11 protein-coding genes and 3 tRNA genes are annotated in these 14752 nt (G+C 66.4%); 11 read left to right on the top strand and 3 right to left on the bottom strand.

Annotated features, from left to right (window positions below; translation table 11 throughout):
- The gene (locus CKJ82_RS02545; RefSeq protein ID WP_095536901.1) at window positions 1–570 is read left to right on the top strand and encodes a 3'-5' exonuclease; all 570 of its coding nucleotides are present in this window, start codon (window positions 1–3) and stop codon (window positions 568–570) included.
- 38 nt (window positions 571–608) lie between these two features.
- Entirely contained in the window at window positions 609–1400 is a 792-nt protein-coding gene (locus CKJ82_RS02540; RefSeq protein WP_095537053.1) for a fumarylacetoacetate hydrolase family protein, read from the top strand.
- Window positions 1401–1412: 12 nt separating this feature from the next.
- Here the strand turns inward: CKJ82_RS02540 and CKJ82_RS02535 are convergent, their stop codons facing one another.
- Window positions 1413–2546, bottom strand: coding sequence for an isochorismate synthase (locus CKJ82_RS02535; RefSeq protein WP_095536900.1), 1134 nt, complete (start codon window positions 2544–2546; stop codon window positions 1413–1415).
- A 129-nt stretch (window positions 2547–2675) separates the two neighbouring features.
- Between CKJ82_RS02535 and gltX the strand changes: the two genes are divergently transcribed.
- From gltX to CKJ82_RS02495, 8 genes are all read left to right on the top strand, one after another.
- Window positions 2676–4175 carry a glutamate--tRNA ligase gene (gltX, locus tag CKJ82_RS02530; RefSeq protein WP_205691372.1) on the top strand — a complete coding sequence of 500 codons (1500 nt, stop codon included), beginning with the start codon at window positions 2676–2678 and terminating at the stop codon, window positions 4173–4175.
- Between the two features lie 260 nt (window positions 4176–4435).
- Window positions 4436–4507 (top strand) — tRNA-Gln (locus tag CKJ82_RS02525).
- 35 nt (window positions 4508–4542) lie between these two features.
- Window positions 4543–4615 (top strand) — tRNA-Glu (locus CKJ82_RS02520).
- A gap of 157 nt (window positions 4616–4772) precedes the next feature.
- Window positions 4773–5831, top strand: a complete 1059-nt coding sequence (locus CKJ82_RS02515; protein ID WP_420838542.1) for an ABC transporter substrate-binding protein — start codon at window positions 4773–4775, stop codon at window positions 5829–5831.
- A gap of 13 nt (window positions 5832–5844) precedes the next feature.
- Window positions 5845–7467 (top strand): ABC transporter permease, encoded by a 1623-nt coding sequence (locus tag CKJ82_RS02510; protein ID WP_095536897.1) that lies wholly within the window; start codon window positions 5845–5847, stop codon window positions 7465–7467.
- Complete coding sequence (locus tag CKJ82_RS02505) at window positions 7464–8540, top strand: ABC transporter ATP-binding protein (protein ID WP_095536896.1); 1077 nt, start codon at window positions 7464–7466, stop codon at window positions 8538–8540. The genes CKJ82_RS02510 and CKJ82_RS02505 overlap by 4 nt, the downstream gene beginning before the upstream one ends.
- Window positions 8537–9727 carry a chromate efflux transporter gene (gene chrA / locus CKJ82_RS02500; RefSeq protein ID WP_095536895.1) on the top strand — a complete coding sequence of 397 codons (1191 nt, stop codon included), beginning with the start codon at window positions 8537–8539 and terminating at the stop codon, window positions 9725–9727. Before CKJ82_RS02505 ends, chrA begins: the two co-directional genes overlap by 4 nt.
- 89 nt (window positions 9728–9816) lie before the next feature.
- Window positions 9817–9889, top strand: a tRNA-Glu gene (locus CKJ82_RS02495).
- A gap of 308 nt (window positions 9890–10197) precedes the next feature.
- Here the strand turns inward: CKJ82_RS02495 and CKJ82_RS02490 are convergent.
- Window positions 10198–12168, bottom strand: coding sequence for a purple acid phosphatase family protein (locus CKJ82_RS02490; RefSeq protein WP_095536894.1), 1971 nt, complete (start codon window positions 12166–12168; stop codon window positions 10198–10200).
- A gap of 136 nt (window positions 12169–12304) precedes the next feature.
- On the opposite strand from CKJ82_RS02490, the gene CKJ82_RS02485 reads away from it, so the two are divergent.
- The gene (locus tag CKJ82_RS02485; RefSeq protein ID WP_095536893.1) at window positions 12305–13993 is read left to right on the top strand and encodes an alkaline phosphatase D family protein; all 1689 of its coding nucleotides are present in this window, start codon (window positions 12305–12307) and stop codon (window positions 13991–13993) included.
- A 14-nt stretch (window positions 13994–14007) separates the two neighbouring features.
- Here the strand turns inward: CKJ82_RS02485 and CKJ82_RS02480 are convergent, their stop codons facing one another.
- Window positions 14008–14721, bottom strand: a complete 714-nt coding sequence (locus tag CKJ82_RS02480) for an IclR family transcriptional regulator (protein WP_095536892.1) — start codon at window positions 14719–14721, stop codon at window positions 14008–14010.
- Window positions 14722–14752 lie beyond the last annotated feature (31 nt).

Here is a 14752-nt window from a genome sequence, read left to right as displayed (position 1 = left end):
ATGTTTGGGTTCACGAGAGCATCACGCAGGACGCTTGTCGACGCCGCTCTCCTGGCCGTCGACGTCGAGACCACCGGCCTGCGCCCCGGGCGCGACCAACTGGTGGCCGTCGGTTGGGTGCCGCTTGACGGGCGGGTGATCGACCTCTCACGAGCTGAATACCACGTGCTCGCGGGCGCGCAGGTGGGCGATTCCGCCACGGTGCACGGCATCACCGACGACGACGTCGCACGCCTGGGCGAGGACCCGGCCGAGGTGTGGGCGGCGTTCGCGCGCGCGATCGACGGGCGAAAGCTGCTGGCGCACTTCTCCCAGATGGAGACCGGGTTTCTGGGGCGCCTGGGCGGGCAGGTCACCGGCACAAAGTGGGTCCTGCACGACAGCGAAGTGGTGGATACGATGGCGCTGGAGCGGCGTCACATGGAGCGGATGGGCACGTACCCGCGCGGGGAGGATTTGCGGCTGGCGCGGGTGCGGCAGCGGTACAATCTGCCGCGGTACTCAAGCCACAGCGCGCTGACGGACGCGCTGGCGTGTGCGGAACTTTACCTTGCCCTGTCTGGTGAGTGATGTATCACTGCACTATGTAATTCGGTATGCTCGTCGGCATGCGTTTTGGACGAATTGCAACACCCGAAGGGATGACCTTCGCGGTCATCGATGACGAGGGGAAGGTGGCCAAGGCAATCGCCGGCACCCCCTACACGGACCCCGAGTACACGGGCAAGGAATACAAGCTGGAAGACGTGCGCCTGCTCGCGCCGACGCTGCCGAGCAAGATCGTGGCGGTCGGCCGCAACTACGCGGACCACGTCGCCGAGGTGTTTAAAGAATCTGCCGAGCACCTGCCGCCCACCATCTTTATCAAGCCGCCGACAGCCGTGGTGGGCCCCGGTGCGCCGATCCGCATCCCGGACTTTGCCACCGGCGTGGAGTTTGAGGGTGAGCTGGCCGTCGTCATCGGCGTGCCGTGCAAGAACGTCAAGGCGAAGGACTGGAAGTCAGTGGTACGCGGCGTGACCATCGTCAACGACGTCTCCTCGCGCGACCTCCAGTTCGCGGACGGACAGTGGGCCCGCGCCAAGGGCATCGACACCTTCGCGCCGCTCGGCCCCTGGATTGAGACGGACCTGGATAAGTTCGACTTCACGGACCTGCCCATCAAGGCCCACCTCACGCACGACGGCACCACGGAGACGAAGCAGGATTCCAACTCGAAGCAGATGATCATGAGCATCGGTGAGATGATCGAGTGGGTCACCCAGTCGTTCACGCTGCTGCCGGGCGACGTCATGGCCACCGGCTCCCCGGCGGGCACCGCGGAGATGGTGCCGGGTGACTTCATCGAGGTTGAGATCCCCGGGATCGGCTCGCTGGGCAACCCGGTCGCGAAGGCGTAGCGGCAGGCGGACCTAGAGCCCGAGCGCGCGCATGATGGTGCGCAGCTTTGCGCTTGTCTCGTCCAGCTCCGCCTGCGGGTCGGAGTCGATGACGAGCCCGCCGCCGGCCCAGGTGCGGGCGGTGGCGCCAGCGGCGTCGACCTCGGCGCAGCGGATGGCCACCATGTACTCACCGTCGCCGTTCGCGTCGGTGTAGCCGACCGCACCGCCGTAGAAACCGCGGTCGGTCTCCGCGGTGGTGATCAGCGCCTCCGCCGCGTCGGAGGGGGTCCCACACACGGCCGGAGTGGGGTAGAGGCGCAGCGCCAAGTCCAGCGCGCTCGGCGCTGGGTCCTTGAGTTCGCCGCGGATCGGGGTGGCAAGGTGCCACATCTCGCTGGTCTTCTCCAACTCCGGGCGGTCGGGGATGTCCAGGCGCGAGCACAGCGGTGCGAGTACGCGGCGGATGTGTTCAACCACGTAGGCGTGCTCACCCAGGTCCTTCGCCGAGTTGTACAGGGCTGCGGCCGCCGCCTCGTCGGCGTCGCGGTCGTGCGGGATGCGCGCGGCAGAGCCGGCCAGCGGGCGCGAGGACACCTCCGAACCGCGCCGCTTCACCAGCACCTCGGGGGAGGAACCGACAAAGAAGTGGCCGGTGCGGCCGGAGGGGGTGAGGTCCGCAATGAAGCCGTCGCGGGTGTACGACAGGTCAATCAGGCGCGCGGCGACGAGCCGGGGATCAACCGGCGGGTCGAAGGCAATATCGACGGCGCGCGCCAAGACCACCTTGTTCAGTTTGGAGGATTCGATCGTGCCGATCGCGGCCTCGATGCGGCGCAGGTGCTCCTGCGGCGAGGGGTCGAAGCTGGTCACCGACGCGCTGAGCTGGGCGCCCGGGCCCACTCGGTAGTAGGGGTGGGGCTCGAGCGTGCCGGACTCGCGCACAATCTTTTCCGGGGCGGTGAGCGCGGCGGGGCAGTCCTGGTCGAACGGCAGGGCGCCGACGAGCATGTCCACGTCGCCCGCTTCGAGCGCGTCGATTGCGTCCCACGCGTCGGAGAACCGGCGCGCGGCTCCTTGGGTGCGCACAGAGCCGCCCGGGCGTGAGAGCAGGAAGTCGGGTGCGCTCGCGGGGCGGAGGGAATCGGACGCGGGGGTATGCGGCATAAGGGAAGACTTTAGCAACCGCAATGTGTGCGGCAACTCTTGGGGATTTGGCGCTCGTGGTCGGGGGCGTGGGGAGGGGCGTCGAGAAGCAATTGCCTGCTAATTGACGCTGTTTGCGTCCGCGCTACTATTTACCTCATGACTGATTCTGCAATGCGCGTACGTTTCTGCCCATCGCCAACCGGCACCCCGCACGTCGGTATGGTGCGCACCGCCTTGTTCAACTGGGCGCAGGCGCGGCACAGCGGCGGTACGTTTGTCTTCCGCATCGAGGACACCGACGCCGCCCGCGACTCCGAGGAGTCCTACCAGGCCATTATCGAGTCGCTCGAGTGGCTCGGCCTGAACTGGGACGAGGGCATCAACGTCGGCGGCCCGCACGAGCCATACCGCCAGTCGCAGCGCATGGACATTTACAAAGATGTGCTGGACAAGCTCATCGAGGCCGGAGAGGTCTACCCCGCGTACTCCACCAACGAGGAGGTGCAGGAGCGGCACAAGGCCGCCGGCCGCGACCCGCAGCTGGGGTACGACAACTTTGACCGCGACCTGACCCAGGAGCAGATCGACACGTTCGAGGCCGAGGGCCGCAAGCCCGTGTGGCGCCTGCGCATGCCGGATCAGGACTGGACCTGGAACGACCTGGTCCGCGGCGAAGTCACGTTCAAGTCGAACACACAGCCCGACTTTGTGGTCGCCCGCTCAAACGGCGCCCCGCTGTACACGCTGGTCAACCCGGTCGACGACGCGCTGATGGGCATCACCCATGTGCTGCGCGGCGAGGACCTGCTGTCCTCCACCCCGCGACAGATCGCGCTTTACGCGGCACTGCAGCGCATCGGCGTCGCGGAGTTCACGCCCGAGTTCGGCCACCTGCCGTTCGTGATGGGGCAGGGCAACAAGAAGCTGTCCAAGCGCGACCCGGAGTCCAACCTGTTCAACCACCGCGACGCCGGCATCATCCCCGAGGGCATGATCAACTACCTCGCGCTGCTCGGCTGGTCGCTGTCCGCGGACCAGGACATCTTCTCCGTCGACGAGATGGTCAAGGCCTTCGACGTGCACGATGTGCTGGGCAACCCCGCGCGCTTTGACCAGAAGAAGCTCGAGGCCATCAACGCCGACCACATCCGCCAGCTGGACTCGGAGGACTTCCGCGATCGCCTGCGCGCCTACCTCACGGAGTACACCGATTTCCCGGCCGACTACCCGGCCGACAAGTTCGCGCTGGCCGCGGAGCTCGTGCAGACGCGCATCAAGATGCTTGGCGACGCCTACGGGCTCCTCAAGTTCCTTGTCACCCCGGACGCCGAGCTGCAGCTGAACGAGAAGGCCGCGAAGAAGAACCTCAAAGAGGACGCGGTCCAGGCGCTCGACGAGGGCATCGCCGCCCTCGAGGCGATCGACGAGTCCGCGTGGGCCACCGACGCCATCGACGAGGCGCTCAACGAGGCCCTGATCCAGAAGCTGGAGCTCAAGCCCCGCAAGGCCTTCGGCGCCCTGCGCGTGGGCATCTCCGGCGAGCAGGTCTCCCCGCCGCTGTTCGAGTCCATGGAGCTGCTGGGCAAGGAGTCCACGCTGACCCGCCTGCGCGCCGCGCGCGAGGTCACACCGTTCACCGCCGCATAGGCGCCCATTGCTTCACGACGCCCGCGTGCCAGGCCCACCGCCTGTCACGCGGGTTTCGTTGTTGTGCAGGGTTGAGCGCAGGACGGGAGAGGGCCCGCAAAAGCACACTTACAACGGCGTGATTTAAGACGATGAAAATGCGCATTGACCAGGCGATTTGGTATGTATAGCGCGTTCTGGTTATAGTAATCATCGTTGTTCAGAGCGAACACGGAAAACAACTTCACAGAGAGTTTACTCCGGTAAGCACTGAAAAACGATGGCCTATGGTGTAATTGGCAACACAGCGGTTTCTGGTACCGCCATTCTTGGTTCGAGTCCAGGTAGGCCAGCAACAGAACTTCACATTGTTGTTCTGTGTCCTTAAGCCCCGTTCGTCTAGTGGCCTAGGACGTCGCCCTCTCACGGCGGTAACACGGGTTCAAATCCCGTACGGGGTACAAGATACTGAGGCGGTCAGCGAGTTTGCTGGCCGCCTCAGTTTTTTGCGTTTGGGGCGGGGGAGTGGCGTCGAGAAGCAATAGTGCGTTCGCGCTGCGAAGTACCTGAGTCCTTGCTACGGTATTGGTCGTTAAAAATGGCCGAGTGCGAGGAACGATTGACATGCGCATGACTGCGAAAACCACCCTGACCGCCCTGTTTGCCATGGGATCCGTGGCGGCGCTGCTGGTTGGCTGCTCCGAACCATCCGCTGAGGATTCCACCGAGAACGGGTCCACGGCCGCGGCCGATGGCGGCGAGACCACGATCACCGTGTACACCTCCGAGCCGGAAGAGAAGGTGGACGAGATCAACCAGGCCTTTGAGAAGGCCAACCCGGACGTGAACGTGGAGGTCTACCGCGCTGGCACCGGTGACCTCACCGCGCGCCTCGAGGCGGAGAAGACCGCGGGCAGCATCGAGGCCGACATCTTCTGGGCCGCCGACGCGCCGACCTTTGAGACGTACAAGGAGGCGGGCGACCTGGCTGAGCTGAAGGACGTGGACACCTCCAAGGTGATCGAGGAGGCGCAGGACGCCGACAACATGTACGTGGGTACCCGCATCATCCCGACGGTGATTGCCTACAACACCGGCGTGTACGACCAGGGCAACGCGCCCGCCTCCTGGCAGGCGCTGACCGACCCGGAGTATCAGGGCAAGATCGTCATGCCGGACCCATCCGTGTCCGGCGCCGCCGCGTACAACGCGACGGTGTGGAAGGGTAACGAGGAGCTGGGCGACGAGTGGATCACCAAGCTGGGCGCGAACCAGCCGATGATTGCCAAGTCCAACGGCCCGACCTCGCAGGAGATCGCGGGCGGCGGCCACCCGGTGGGCGTCGTGGTGGACTACCTGGTGCGCGACCTGGCGGATGCGGGGTCCCCGATCGCGACGTCCTACCCGGAGGAGGGCGCGCCGTTTATCACCGAGCCCATCGCCGTGTTCAAGGACTCCGATGCGCAAGACGCTGCGCAGCGCTACATCAACTTCGTGCTCTCTGAGGAGGGGCAGAAGCTGGCGGTGGAGCAGAACTACCTGCCGGTGATTGATTCGGTGGGCACGCCTGGCGACGCACCGAGCCTCAAGGACATCCCGCTGATGGAGGCCGACCTCAAGTCGGTGACCAACGACCGCGAGGAAGCGGTCTCGTTCTTCCAGAACGCGGTGAAGTAGCCCGACTAATACCGTGCCCACTCCCACCTCTCGCCGTATCACCGGCGTCGGCCTCGCGCGCCTCGGCGTGTGGCTGGTCGTCGCCGCGCTGTTTCTCACTCCGCTCGCGCTCGTCGTGTCGCTCGCGCTCGGCGGCAACCAGATTCCGCTCCTGCTGGAGCAAGGCCTTGGAAAGGCGACGCTGAACTCGGCGGTGACCACGTTGGCGTCGTCAGCCTTCGCGGTGCTTCTCGGCGGGGCAGTGGCGCTGCTGCTCGAGCGAACAGACGTATACGGCAAAGGCGCGCTGCGGATCCTGCTGTTGTCGCCGCTGCTCGTCCCGCCGTTTGTTGGTGCGATTTCTTGGCTGCAGCTGTTTGGCAACAACCAGGGCCTCAACGCTGTGTTCGGCCGCGAGATCTGGAACCTCTACGGAGCGGACGGCGTGATCTTCCTCATGACGCTGCACTCCTACCCGCTGGTGTACGTCATCGTCGCGGCGGCGCTGCGCTCCATCCCCGCCGACTTGGAGCTCGCCGCGCGGATCAGTGGCGCCGGCAACGCCCGCGTGCTGCGGACGGTCACGCTGCCGCTGCTCGGCCCCGCGTTCCTCAGCGCGTTTACGCTGACCGCGGTGTCGAACCTGGCCGACTTTGGAATCCCGTCGATCTTGGGCTCGCCTGTCCGCTTCGAAACGCTGGCCACCATGGTCTACCGCATGATGGAGTCAGGCATCGTGGCCAACCCGCTGCAGGTGGTCTCCACCATCGGCACGGTGCTGCTTGTCCTCGGGATCGTGGCGGTGGTCGCGGACTACGTCGTCTCCGCCCGGGCCGCGAACACCACCCACACTGGCGCGTCGATGCCGCTGCCGCTGGGGAAGTCGCGGGCGGCGGTGTCCGTCGTCGCCTGGATCGTCGCGCTGGCGCTCACCCTCGGGCCGCTCATCGGCCTGACGTACCGCGCGCTGCTTCCCGCACCGGGCGTGCCATTTACGCTGGAAAACATCTCGCTGTCGAACTTCCAGTCCACCCTGGAGAACCCGCGTGTGATCGAGGGCTTCACCAATTCGGTCACCCTCGCGCTAGGTGCTGCGCTGCTGTGCGGCCTGCTTGGTTGGGCAGTCGGGTTGTTGGTCACCCGCACACGGGCGCGCTCGAACACCGCCCTGACGCTGATCGTGCTGCTCCCGACGGCGCTGCCCGGGCTGATCATCGGCGTCGGATGGGTCATCTACGGCCGCTACACCGACCTGTACAACACTCGGTGGGTGATCCTCCTGGCGTACGTGTGCGCGTTCACCGCGCTCGTGCTGCAGGCGGTGCGTGCCCCGCTGGCGTCCATGCCAGCCGCGGTGGAGGAAGCGGCGCGAATCTCCGGTGCTGGCCGGCTCCGCGCCATGCTTGATACGACCGGCCGCATGGCCATCCCCGCGGTCGTCTCCGGCGCGGTGCTGGTTGCGGTCACCGCGGTGCGGGAACTCACTGTCTCCATCCTGCTCATCGCGCCCGGCACCACCACGATCGGTGTGCAGCTGTTTAACCTGCAGCAATCCGGCAACTACAACCAGGCGTCCGCGCTGGCGCTCATGTTCGCCGTCATTGGCATCGTCGCGCTCGCCCTGACCATCCGCAACCCAGAAAGGAGCGCCAAGTGAGCGAAATCCAGCTCGAGCACTTGACCGTGGCGTTTCCCGACGGCACCGTCGGCCTCAACAATCTCGACGCGAACGTGCAGAGCGGCGAGTTCCTCGCGCTCGTCGGCCCCTCCGGCTCTGGTAAGACGACGCTGCTGCGCACCCTCGCCGGCTTCCTCAGCCCCACGTCCGGCACGATCCGCATCGGCGGCCGCGATGTGTCCGCCGTGCCGCCGGAGCACCGCAACATGGGCATGGTCTTCCAGCAGCACGCGGTCTGGCCGCACATGACGGTGGAGGCCAACGTGGCCTACCCCCTCAAGCAGGCCAAGGTGCCCGCATCGCAGCGCCGCAGCAGGGTCCAAGAGGTGCTCGAGCTCGTCGGCCTGGCGGGGTTCGGCGCGCGTAAACCGGACTCGCTGTCGGGCGGCCAGCGCCAGCGCGTCGCCCTCGCTCGTGCCATCGTTGCGCGGCCGAGCGTTTTGCTTCTCGACGAAGCCCTGTCCGCCCTCGACGAGCCCCTCCGCGACGGCCTGCGGCGCGAGCTCGTCGCGCTCACGCGCACGCACAACCTCACGACAGTCCACGTCACCCACGACCGGAAGGAAGCGCTGGCGATCGCCGACCGCATCGCGGTCCTGCGCGACGGCGTCATCGAACAGATCGCTGCTCCGGCGGACCTGCTCGCGCGGCCGGCGTCGGCGTGGGTGGCGTCGTTTATGGGCGACGCCACCGTGCTGCCAGGGCGGATCAATGGGGGACGGGTGGTCGTCGATAGCCTTCCCGAGTTGTCCTGGCCCGCCGAGGTCTCGGGCACCGCCGCGGCGGACGGCACCGAAGTCGAGGTGGCGGTCCGGCCATCCATGGTCCACCTCGACGGCGCCGGGCACGACGGCGCGACAGCGACGGCGATGACGATGATCGTGACATCCGCGCTCTACGAGCGCGACGGCTACTCGGTCTCGCTGCGCGCGGGTGACCACGAGTTCCGCGCCTTCGCCCCCGGCAGCGCACGCCCGGAGATCGACACCGCCGCAGTGGTCCGCATCGACCCACCACTGGTCTTCGCGTCAACGCCAAAGGAGCAGGAGTGAGCCAGCGCGGCAGCGTCGCCGAGGTATTCGGCGTCTTCCTCAAACTCGGCTGCACCTCTTTCGGCGGCCCCGTTGCGCACCTCGGCTACTTCCGCGACGAGTTCGTCGAGCGCCGGAAGTGGCTCTCGGACTCCGAGTACGCCGACCTCGTCGCGCTCTGCCAATTCCTCCCTGGCCCCGCCTCCAGCCAGGTCGGCATGGCGCTCGGCCTCCGCCGGGCGGGGTACCTGGGCATGGCGGCGGCGTGGGCGGCCTTCACGTTGCCGTCGGCAATCGCCCTGGTGTGCTTCGCTCTGGGGCTCGCCACGCTTGACGACGCCACCCACGCCGGCTGGCTCACCGGAATGAAAGCCGCCGCCGTGGCAGTGGTTGCACACGCGGTGCTTGGGATGGCGGGTTCGCTGGTGACAGACGCGTCGCGCGCGCTGATTGCGGTGTCCGCGATGGTGCTGGTCCTACTCGTGCCGAGCCCCTGGGTCCAGGTGGCCGCGATCCTCGTCGGCGCGGCGGCCGGGTTCGGTTTGCTGCGCGGGGAGGGCGGCACGGTCGATGATGTGTCGCGCGACCGCGCCATGTACCAGCAGTCCAAAGGCGTGGGCGTGACGTGCCTGGCGCTGTTCGCCGGGCTGCTGGTCGCGCTGCCGTTGATTGCTCGGGGCGGCGACGTCGGCCTCGGCATCGTGGATACCTTCTACCGCGCTGGCGCCCTCGTCTTCGGCGGCGGGCACGTGGTGCTGCCGCTGCTGGAACAGGCCGTGGTGCCGAACGGGCTCGTGGGCGAGGACGTCTTCCTCGCCGGCTACGGTGCCGCGCAGGCGGTGCCCGGGCCGCTGTTCACGTTTGCCTCGTTCCTGGGCGCGAGCGCACACGGCATCCATTGGGCGCTGGGGGCGGTCCTGGCCACGGTGGCGATCTTTCTGCCCGCTGCGCTCCTCGTGGCGGGGGCGATGCCGTTTTGGGACCAGCTGCGTGCCCACCCGGCGAGCCGCAGTGTGCTCGCCGGCGCGAACGCCGCGGTAGTGGGAATCCTGGCGGCGGCGCTGTACACGCCGGTGTTTACGTCGGGGATTAGCGGGCCCGCGACGATGGCGCTCGCCGCCGTCGCGTTCGTTGCGCTGCGGTCATGGAAGGCCCCGGCGTGGGCCGTTGTGATCGGCGCGGCGCTAGTCGGGTTTATCGCCTTGTGATCCGCGCGAGAAATGCGTGACGAGCTGGCGATTTGCTAAGTGGTAGGGTCTGCCTTTATTGTTTACAAAGTCGCAAGGACAGCGAACGAGCCCCGTTCGTCTAGTGGCCTAGGACGTCGCCCTCTCACGGCGGTAACACGGGTTCAAATCCCGTACGGGGTACAACGTAGCCGGACCGTTTTTCACCACAGCGTGGAAGCCGGTCCGGCTTTTGTCGTGTGGGCCGTAACTGGCCCGGCGTGCCGGCGGGGTGCAGTTTGGACTGTTTGACGAAGACAGGTTGACGAGATCACGGAGTTTTTTCCAGCGTCTTCGTCACGGGGTTCTCGTCAACTGGGCACCGTCGGGGCGGCTCCGGATTCACACACCCCTGCCTGGACGTCGCCGATTCCGGGCGCTTCATACACAATGCGCCGCCCCTGGCCCCTCGTGGAGGCAGGCGGCGGCGCAAAGCGGCAATGGCCGTTGAGCTAGATGTTGAAGTAGTTGCGGATCTGCTGCACCAGGTCGGGGTACTGGTGGGCGAAGATGCCGGCGATGACGGCGAGCAGGGAAGCGAACAGGCCGAGCGCGAGCAGGACGGCGCCGGCGACGCTGCTGCCGCTCGATGCGCCTTCGGTGTCGTCGCTCGGCTTCTCGCTTGGCTGCTGGTCCGGCTTCTCGCTTGGCTGCTGGTCCGGCTTCTCAGTGGGCTCGGCGGTGGTGGTCACCGTGGCGTGTGCGGTGGTGGCGACGGTTTTCTCTACCGTCTCCTTGACGGTTTCTTTCGCGGTGGAGGACACCTCCTCCGTGCGCGTGATGGTGGTGGGCACCAGCTTGGTGGTGGTTTTCTCCACCTCCTCGCGCACGGTCGTCGGGACCGCAGTAGTCACCGTGGTCGGGGCCGGGGAGCCCTTGGTGATCGTGGTCGGGACCTCGGTGGTCTTGTCCACCGTCTGCGTCGTGGTGACCGGCTTTTCCACGGTGGTGGTGACCACGCTGGTCTTCGGCTCCTGCCGCACGGTGGTCGTTGCGGTCGTTGTCTCGGCCGGGCTGGTCTTGCCCGTGGTCGGCGTCGCCTGCGCGGAGGTCGCGGAGGTCGTGGCCTCGGACGGCTTGGCCGGGGTGGTGGTCTCCTCCGGCTTCGCCGCGTCCTTCTTCTGCAGCGTGACTTGATCGACCGTGTACGGGGTGTTGATGTTGTAAGTGGTCAGCTTCAGGGACTCCGGGGAGACATCGATGCTGGTGTAGTCCGGGTTGTAGTCCTGGCGCCAGCGGGCCGTGGACTTGTGCACAAGGTCCGTCGCGCGCTCCTCGCGGATGCGCGGGTGCTTCTCCTTGTTCTCGTCCTGGAAGTCGTAGTACTTGCCACCGGTCGCGGTGGTGGAGGTGACGTAGAGGACCTGGTTCTCGTCCGGGATGAGTACGTCCCCGGCCTTCGCCGCGCCTTCAGGGACGACGGGGTCGGCGCCGTTCATGAGGTGGGTGCGGGTGTAGATGTGGTCGTGGCCGCTGAGGACGAGGTCCACGCCGGCGCTGGACAGCTCTGGGGTGAGCTCGTTGCGCATACGCACGACGTCATTGTCGGTGTAGTGGGTGCCCTGGGAGAATGGCGCCTGGTGAATGCCGGCGATCACCCAGTCCGCGTCCTTGCCCTGCTCGGCGATGGTCTTCTTTACAAACTTCGCGTGCTTCTGAATGTCTTCGCTGGAGCTGCGGTTGCCGTCCAGGCCGATGAACAGCACGTTGTTGTAGGTGAAGAAGTAGTCGGTGGTATCGGCGTCCTCGTTGGGGAGGTAGAAGCCGTCGTCGAAGATGCTGGCCGGGGCGTAGGTCTCGTGGTTGCCGCGCAGCACGGCGAGGCGGTACTCCTTGAGCTTCTCCGGAGCCAGGAACGCCTTCATCTGCTGGTTCGGCGCACCCCAGCCCTCGATCTGGTCGCCCAGGTGCATGATGAATGCGGAATCCGGGTGCTCAGAGGTGGCGGTAGTGACTGCCTTGTCCCAGGCGGCGGCCTGCTCATCGATCTTGGTGTCCACACCGATCTGCGCGTCTGCGAACGCGAGGAAGTTCCAGGAATCCGACTCCTCGCCGGTGGTGAAGGTCGCCTCATCGGTCCAACCGATCTTGTCGCTGCCAATGCGGTAGGTGTACTCAGTCTCCGGCTCGAGGTTGGTCATCAGCGCCTCGCGGGGGCCCTTTTCCGACGTCACGCTCTGCTTCGACGACGGATCGTCGCTCTTCCAGTACTCGAGGTACTGCTCGCCGAGTCGCGCGGACTGCCAAGCGACGTTCGCCTGGGTCTCGTCAGCGCCGATACCGAGGGCGACGCGGTCGACCGCATTGGTCGCGGCGTGCGCCGTGGGCACTGCGACGGGAGCGGCGAAGAGGGACACTGCAAGTGCGGCTGCGAGTGCGCCGCGGCGGGCGGGGGAACGGTGAGGGGTACGTATGAAGGCCATGGTCCTTTACTTAATCTGAAGATTCTGAACAGGCGGTTACGTGCAAAGCAGCGGAAAGCTGAAATTTAAGTGAACAGTAACTTACTTTGCGCTGTTCGTCTTGCGGAGGCGTGAGCGTTGGGTAAAAGTAGCGGTCATGAGCTCAGAGTTTCGTGTGAATCGTCGCGTCGTCCTGCAGGCGGCCGCAGCGTCCGCTGCCGCCGCTGCTGTGGGGGCCACCGGGGCGTACGCCGCCCGCACCGGTACCGTCTCCACCCCGGAAACACCCACCACTGCGGACCAGTGGGGCCTGCCGTTCCTGCACGGTGTCGCGTCCGGTGACCCGCTGCCGGACCGGGTCGTGCTCTGGACGCGCGTCACCCCGTCGCGCGAGGCGCTACCGGGTTCTGGGCTGGGCGAAGACGTGGAGCTGGAGTGGCAGCTGGACACCTCGGAGGACTTCAAGAAGCCGAAGACGGGCTCCGTCATGGCGGTGGCGTCCTCGGACCACACCGTGCACGTGGACCCGACCGGACTGAAGCCGGAGACGGAGTACTTCTACCGCTTTGTCGTGAAAAGCGGCGAGCATGAGGGAGCGGTCTCTCCGGTCGGGCGCGCGCTGACGGCGCCGAAGGAGGACGCGGACCTGGATCAGCTCAACCTGGCCATCGCCTCCTGTGCCAACTGGGAATCCGGGTACTTCCGGGCGTATGCGGACATGGCCGAGCGCGGACGCAGTGGCGAGATCGACCACGTGGTCTTCTTGGGCGACTACATCTACGAGTACCCCACGGGCGAGTACGCGGGCAAGAGCGGTGTCGCCCGTATGCACCACCCGGAGTGGGAGATCACCACGCTGGAGGACTACCGCCAGCGCTACGGGCGCTACCGTACGGACCTCAACCTGCAGGCGGCGCACGCGGCCTGCCCGTGGATCGTGGTGTGGGATGACCACGAGGTGGCCAACAACAACTGGCGCGAAGGCGCGGAGAACCACACGGACGGCCGCGTGGAAGGGCAGTTTGACGAGCGCCGCGACGCCGCGATGCAGGCCTATTTTGAGTGGCTTCCGGTCCGCGCGGAATCCTTGTCGGGCGAGCGCCGCATCTACCGCCGCTTCAACTTTGGCAAGCTTGCGCAGCTGACCATGATGGACCTGCGCACCTACCGCGACGAGGAGTCCGGCAGCGACCACTTCGACGATCCGGATCGCACGATGCTGGGCAGCGAGCAATTTAATTGGCTTGCCGAGCAGCTGCAGGAATCCAACGCTAGCTGGGACGTGCTGGGCAACTCGGTGATGATTTCCCCGATGCGCTTTGTCACCATCGCGGACAACGACAAGGCGAATGAAGCCGTCGGGTTCATTAAGGAGCGCTCCACCGGTATCGCGGTCAATTCGGACCAGTGGGACGGCTACGCTGCCGAGCGCAACCGTCTGCTTACGATGCTGGACGAGCAGGAGAGCAATGTCTTGTTCCTCACCGGCGACATCCACTCCGAGTGGGCGAACTCCATCTCCTCGACCTACGGCGAGATCGGCTGCGAGATGGTCACCACCTCCATCTCGGCGCCCAACGTGGACGAGATTCTCACCAGCGCGTTTGGCACCTACCACGAGGAGGATAACTCCACCTCGCTGCTGGTGGAGAAGGTCATTCGTGACAACAACCCGTGGGTCAAGCACATCGATTTTGACGGTCACGGGTACGGGGTCGCCAGCATCCACCATGACTACGTAGACATGCTCTACTACCGCGTGTCCGACGTCGAAGACCCGGACGCCACCGTGTCGCTCGCGCACGAGCAGCAGTGGCGCATCGGCGAGGGCTTCGTCGAGGCCTAACTTAGAGGCCTAACTTAGAGGGCGGCCTCGAGCCGGCCGCGGGCGCTTAGGAGCTCCGCGCCCCACTTGTCGGCGGGGCTGGGGGAGAACCGCTCCGCCGGGCCGGAGACAGAGAGCACCGCGATGACCGAGCCGTCGGGGTCGCGCACCGGCGTCGAGACGGATGCGAGGCCGACCTCGCGCTCGGCGACGGATTCTGCCAAGCCCGTCTCGCGCACGGAGTCCAGTTCGGAGGTGGGGAACGGGGTGGCGTCGATAAGCGCATGTGCGGCGTAGACTCGCGCGGCCGAACCCGCGGTGAGCGAGAGCTGCGAGCCGACCGGCACGGTGTAGGTCAGGCCGGCCGCGGGTTCCTCGGCGGCGATGCACGTGCGGGTGTCGCCGGTGAGCTCGTAGAGCTGGACCGCCTCGCCGGTCGTGGCGACGAGTTCGCGCATGATGGGCGACGCCGCACTGAGCAGCCGCGGCGGCGTGCCCGAAGAGAACGACTCGAGCGTGGGGCCCAACGTCCAGGCGCCCGTGTCGGTGCGCGCGAGGATGTGGTGGACCTCGAGCGCGGTGGCAATGCGGTGGGTGGTGGCCCTGGGCAGCCCCGTGTCCTCGCTGAGTTGCGCGAGGGTCTTGTCGCCCCGCGCGACCGAGCGGACGATCGCTACGGAACGGTCGAGCACTTTGATGCCGGAGTCTTCGCTATACTGTCTCACGTAATGGATAGTAGCATCTCGCATTTTGGGAAGCAGCGCTTCTCGACGGTGCGTT

The organism is Corynebacterium gottingense (genome assembly GCF_002285125.1).
Lineage (GTDB): Bacteria > Actinomycetota > Actinomycetes > Mycobacteriales > Mycobacteriaceae > Corynebacterium > Corynebacterium gottingense.
The sequence above is the reverse complement of the archived record's forward strand: the minus strand, read 5'-3'. Positions and strand labels throughout refer to the sequence as shown.

Bases quoted from the DNA above. Each gene is read 5' to 3' on its own strand.
- CKJ82_RS02545 (WP_095536901.1), top strand. From the start codon at position 1: ATGTTTGGGTTCACGAGAGCATCACGCAGGACGCTTGTCGACGCCGCT.
- CKJ82_RS02540 (WP_095537053.1), top strand. From the start codon at position 609: ATGCGTTTTGGACGAATTGCAACACCCGAAGGGATGACCTTCGCGGTC.
- CKJ82_RS02535 (WP_095536900.1), bottom strand. From the start codon at position 2,546: ATGCCGCATACCCCCGCGTCCGATTCCCTCCGCCCCGCGAGCGCACCC.
- CKJ82_RS02490 (WP_095536894.1), bottom strand. From the start codon at position 12,168: ATGGCCTTCATACGTACCCCTCACCGTTCCCCCGCCCGCCGCGGCGCA.
- CKJ82_RS02485 (WP_095536893.1), top strand. From the start codon at position 12,305: ATGAGCTCAGAGTTTCGTGTGAATCGTCGCGTCGTCCTGCAGGCGGCC.
- CKJ82_RS02480 (WP_095536892.1), bottom strand. From the start codon at position 14,721: ATGCGAGATGCTACTATCCATTACGTGAGACAGTATAGCGAAGACTCC.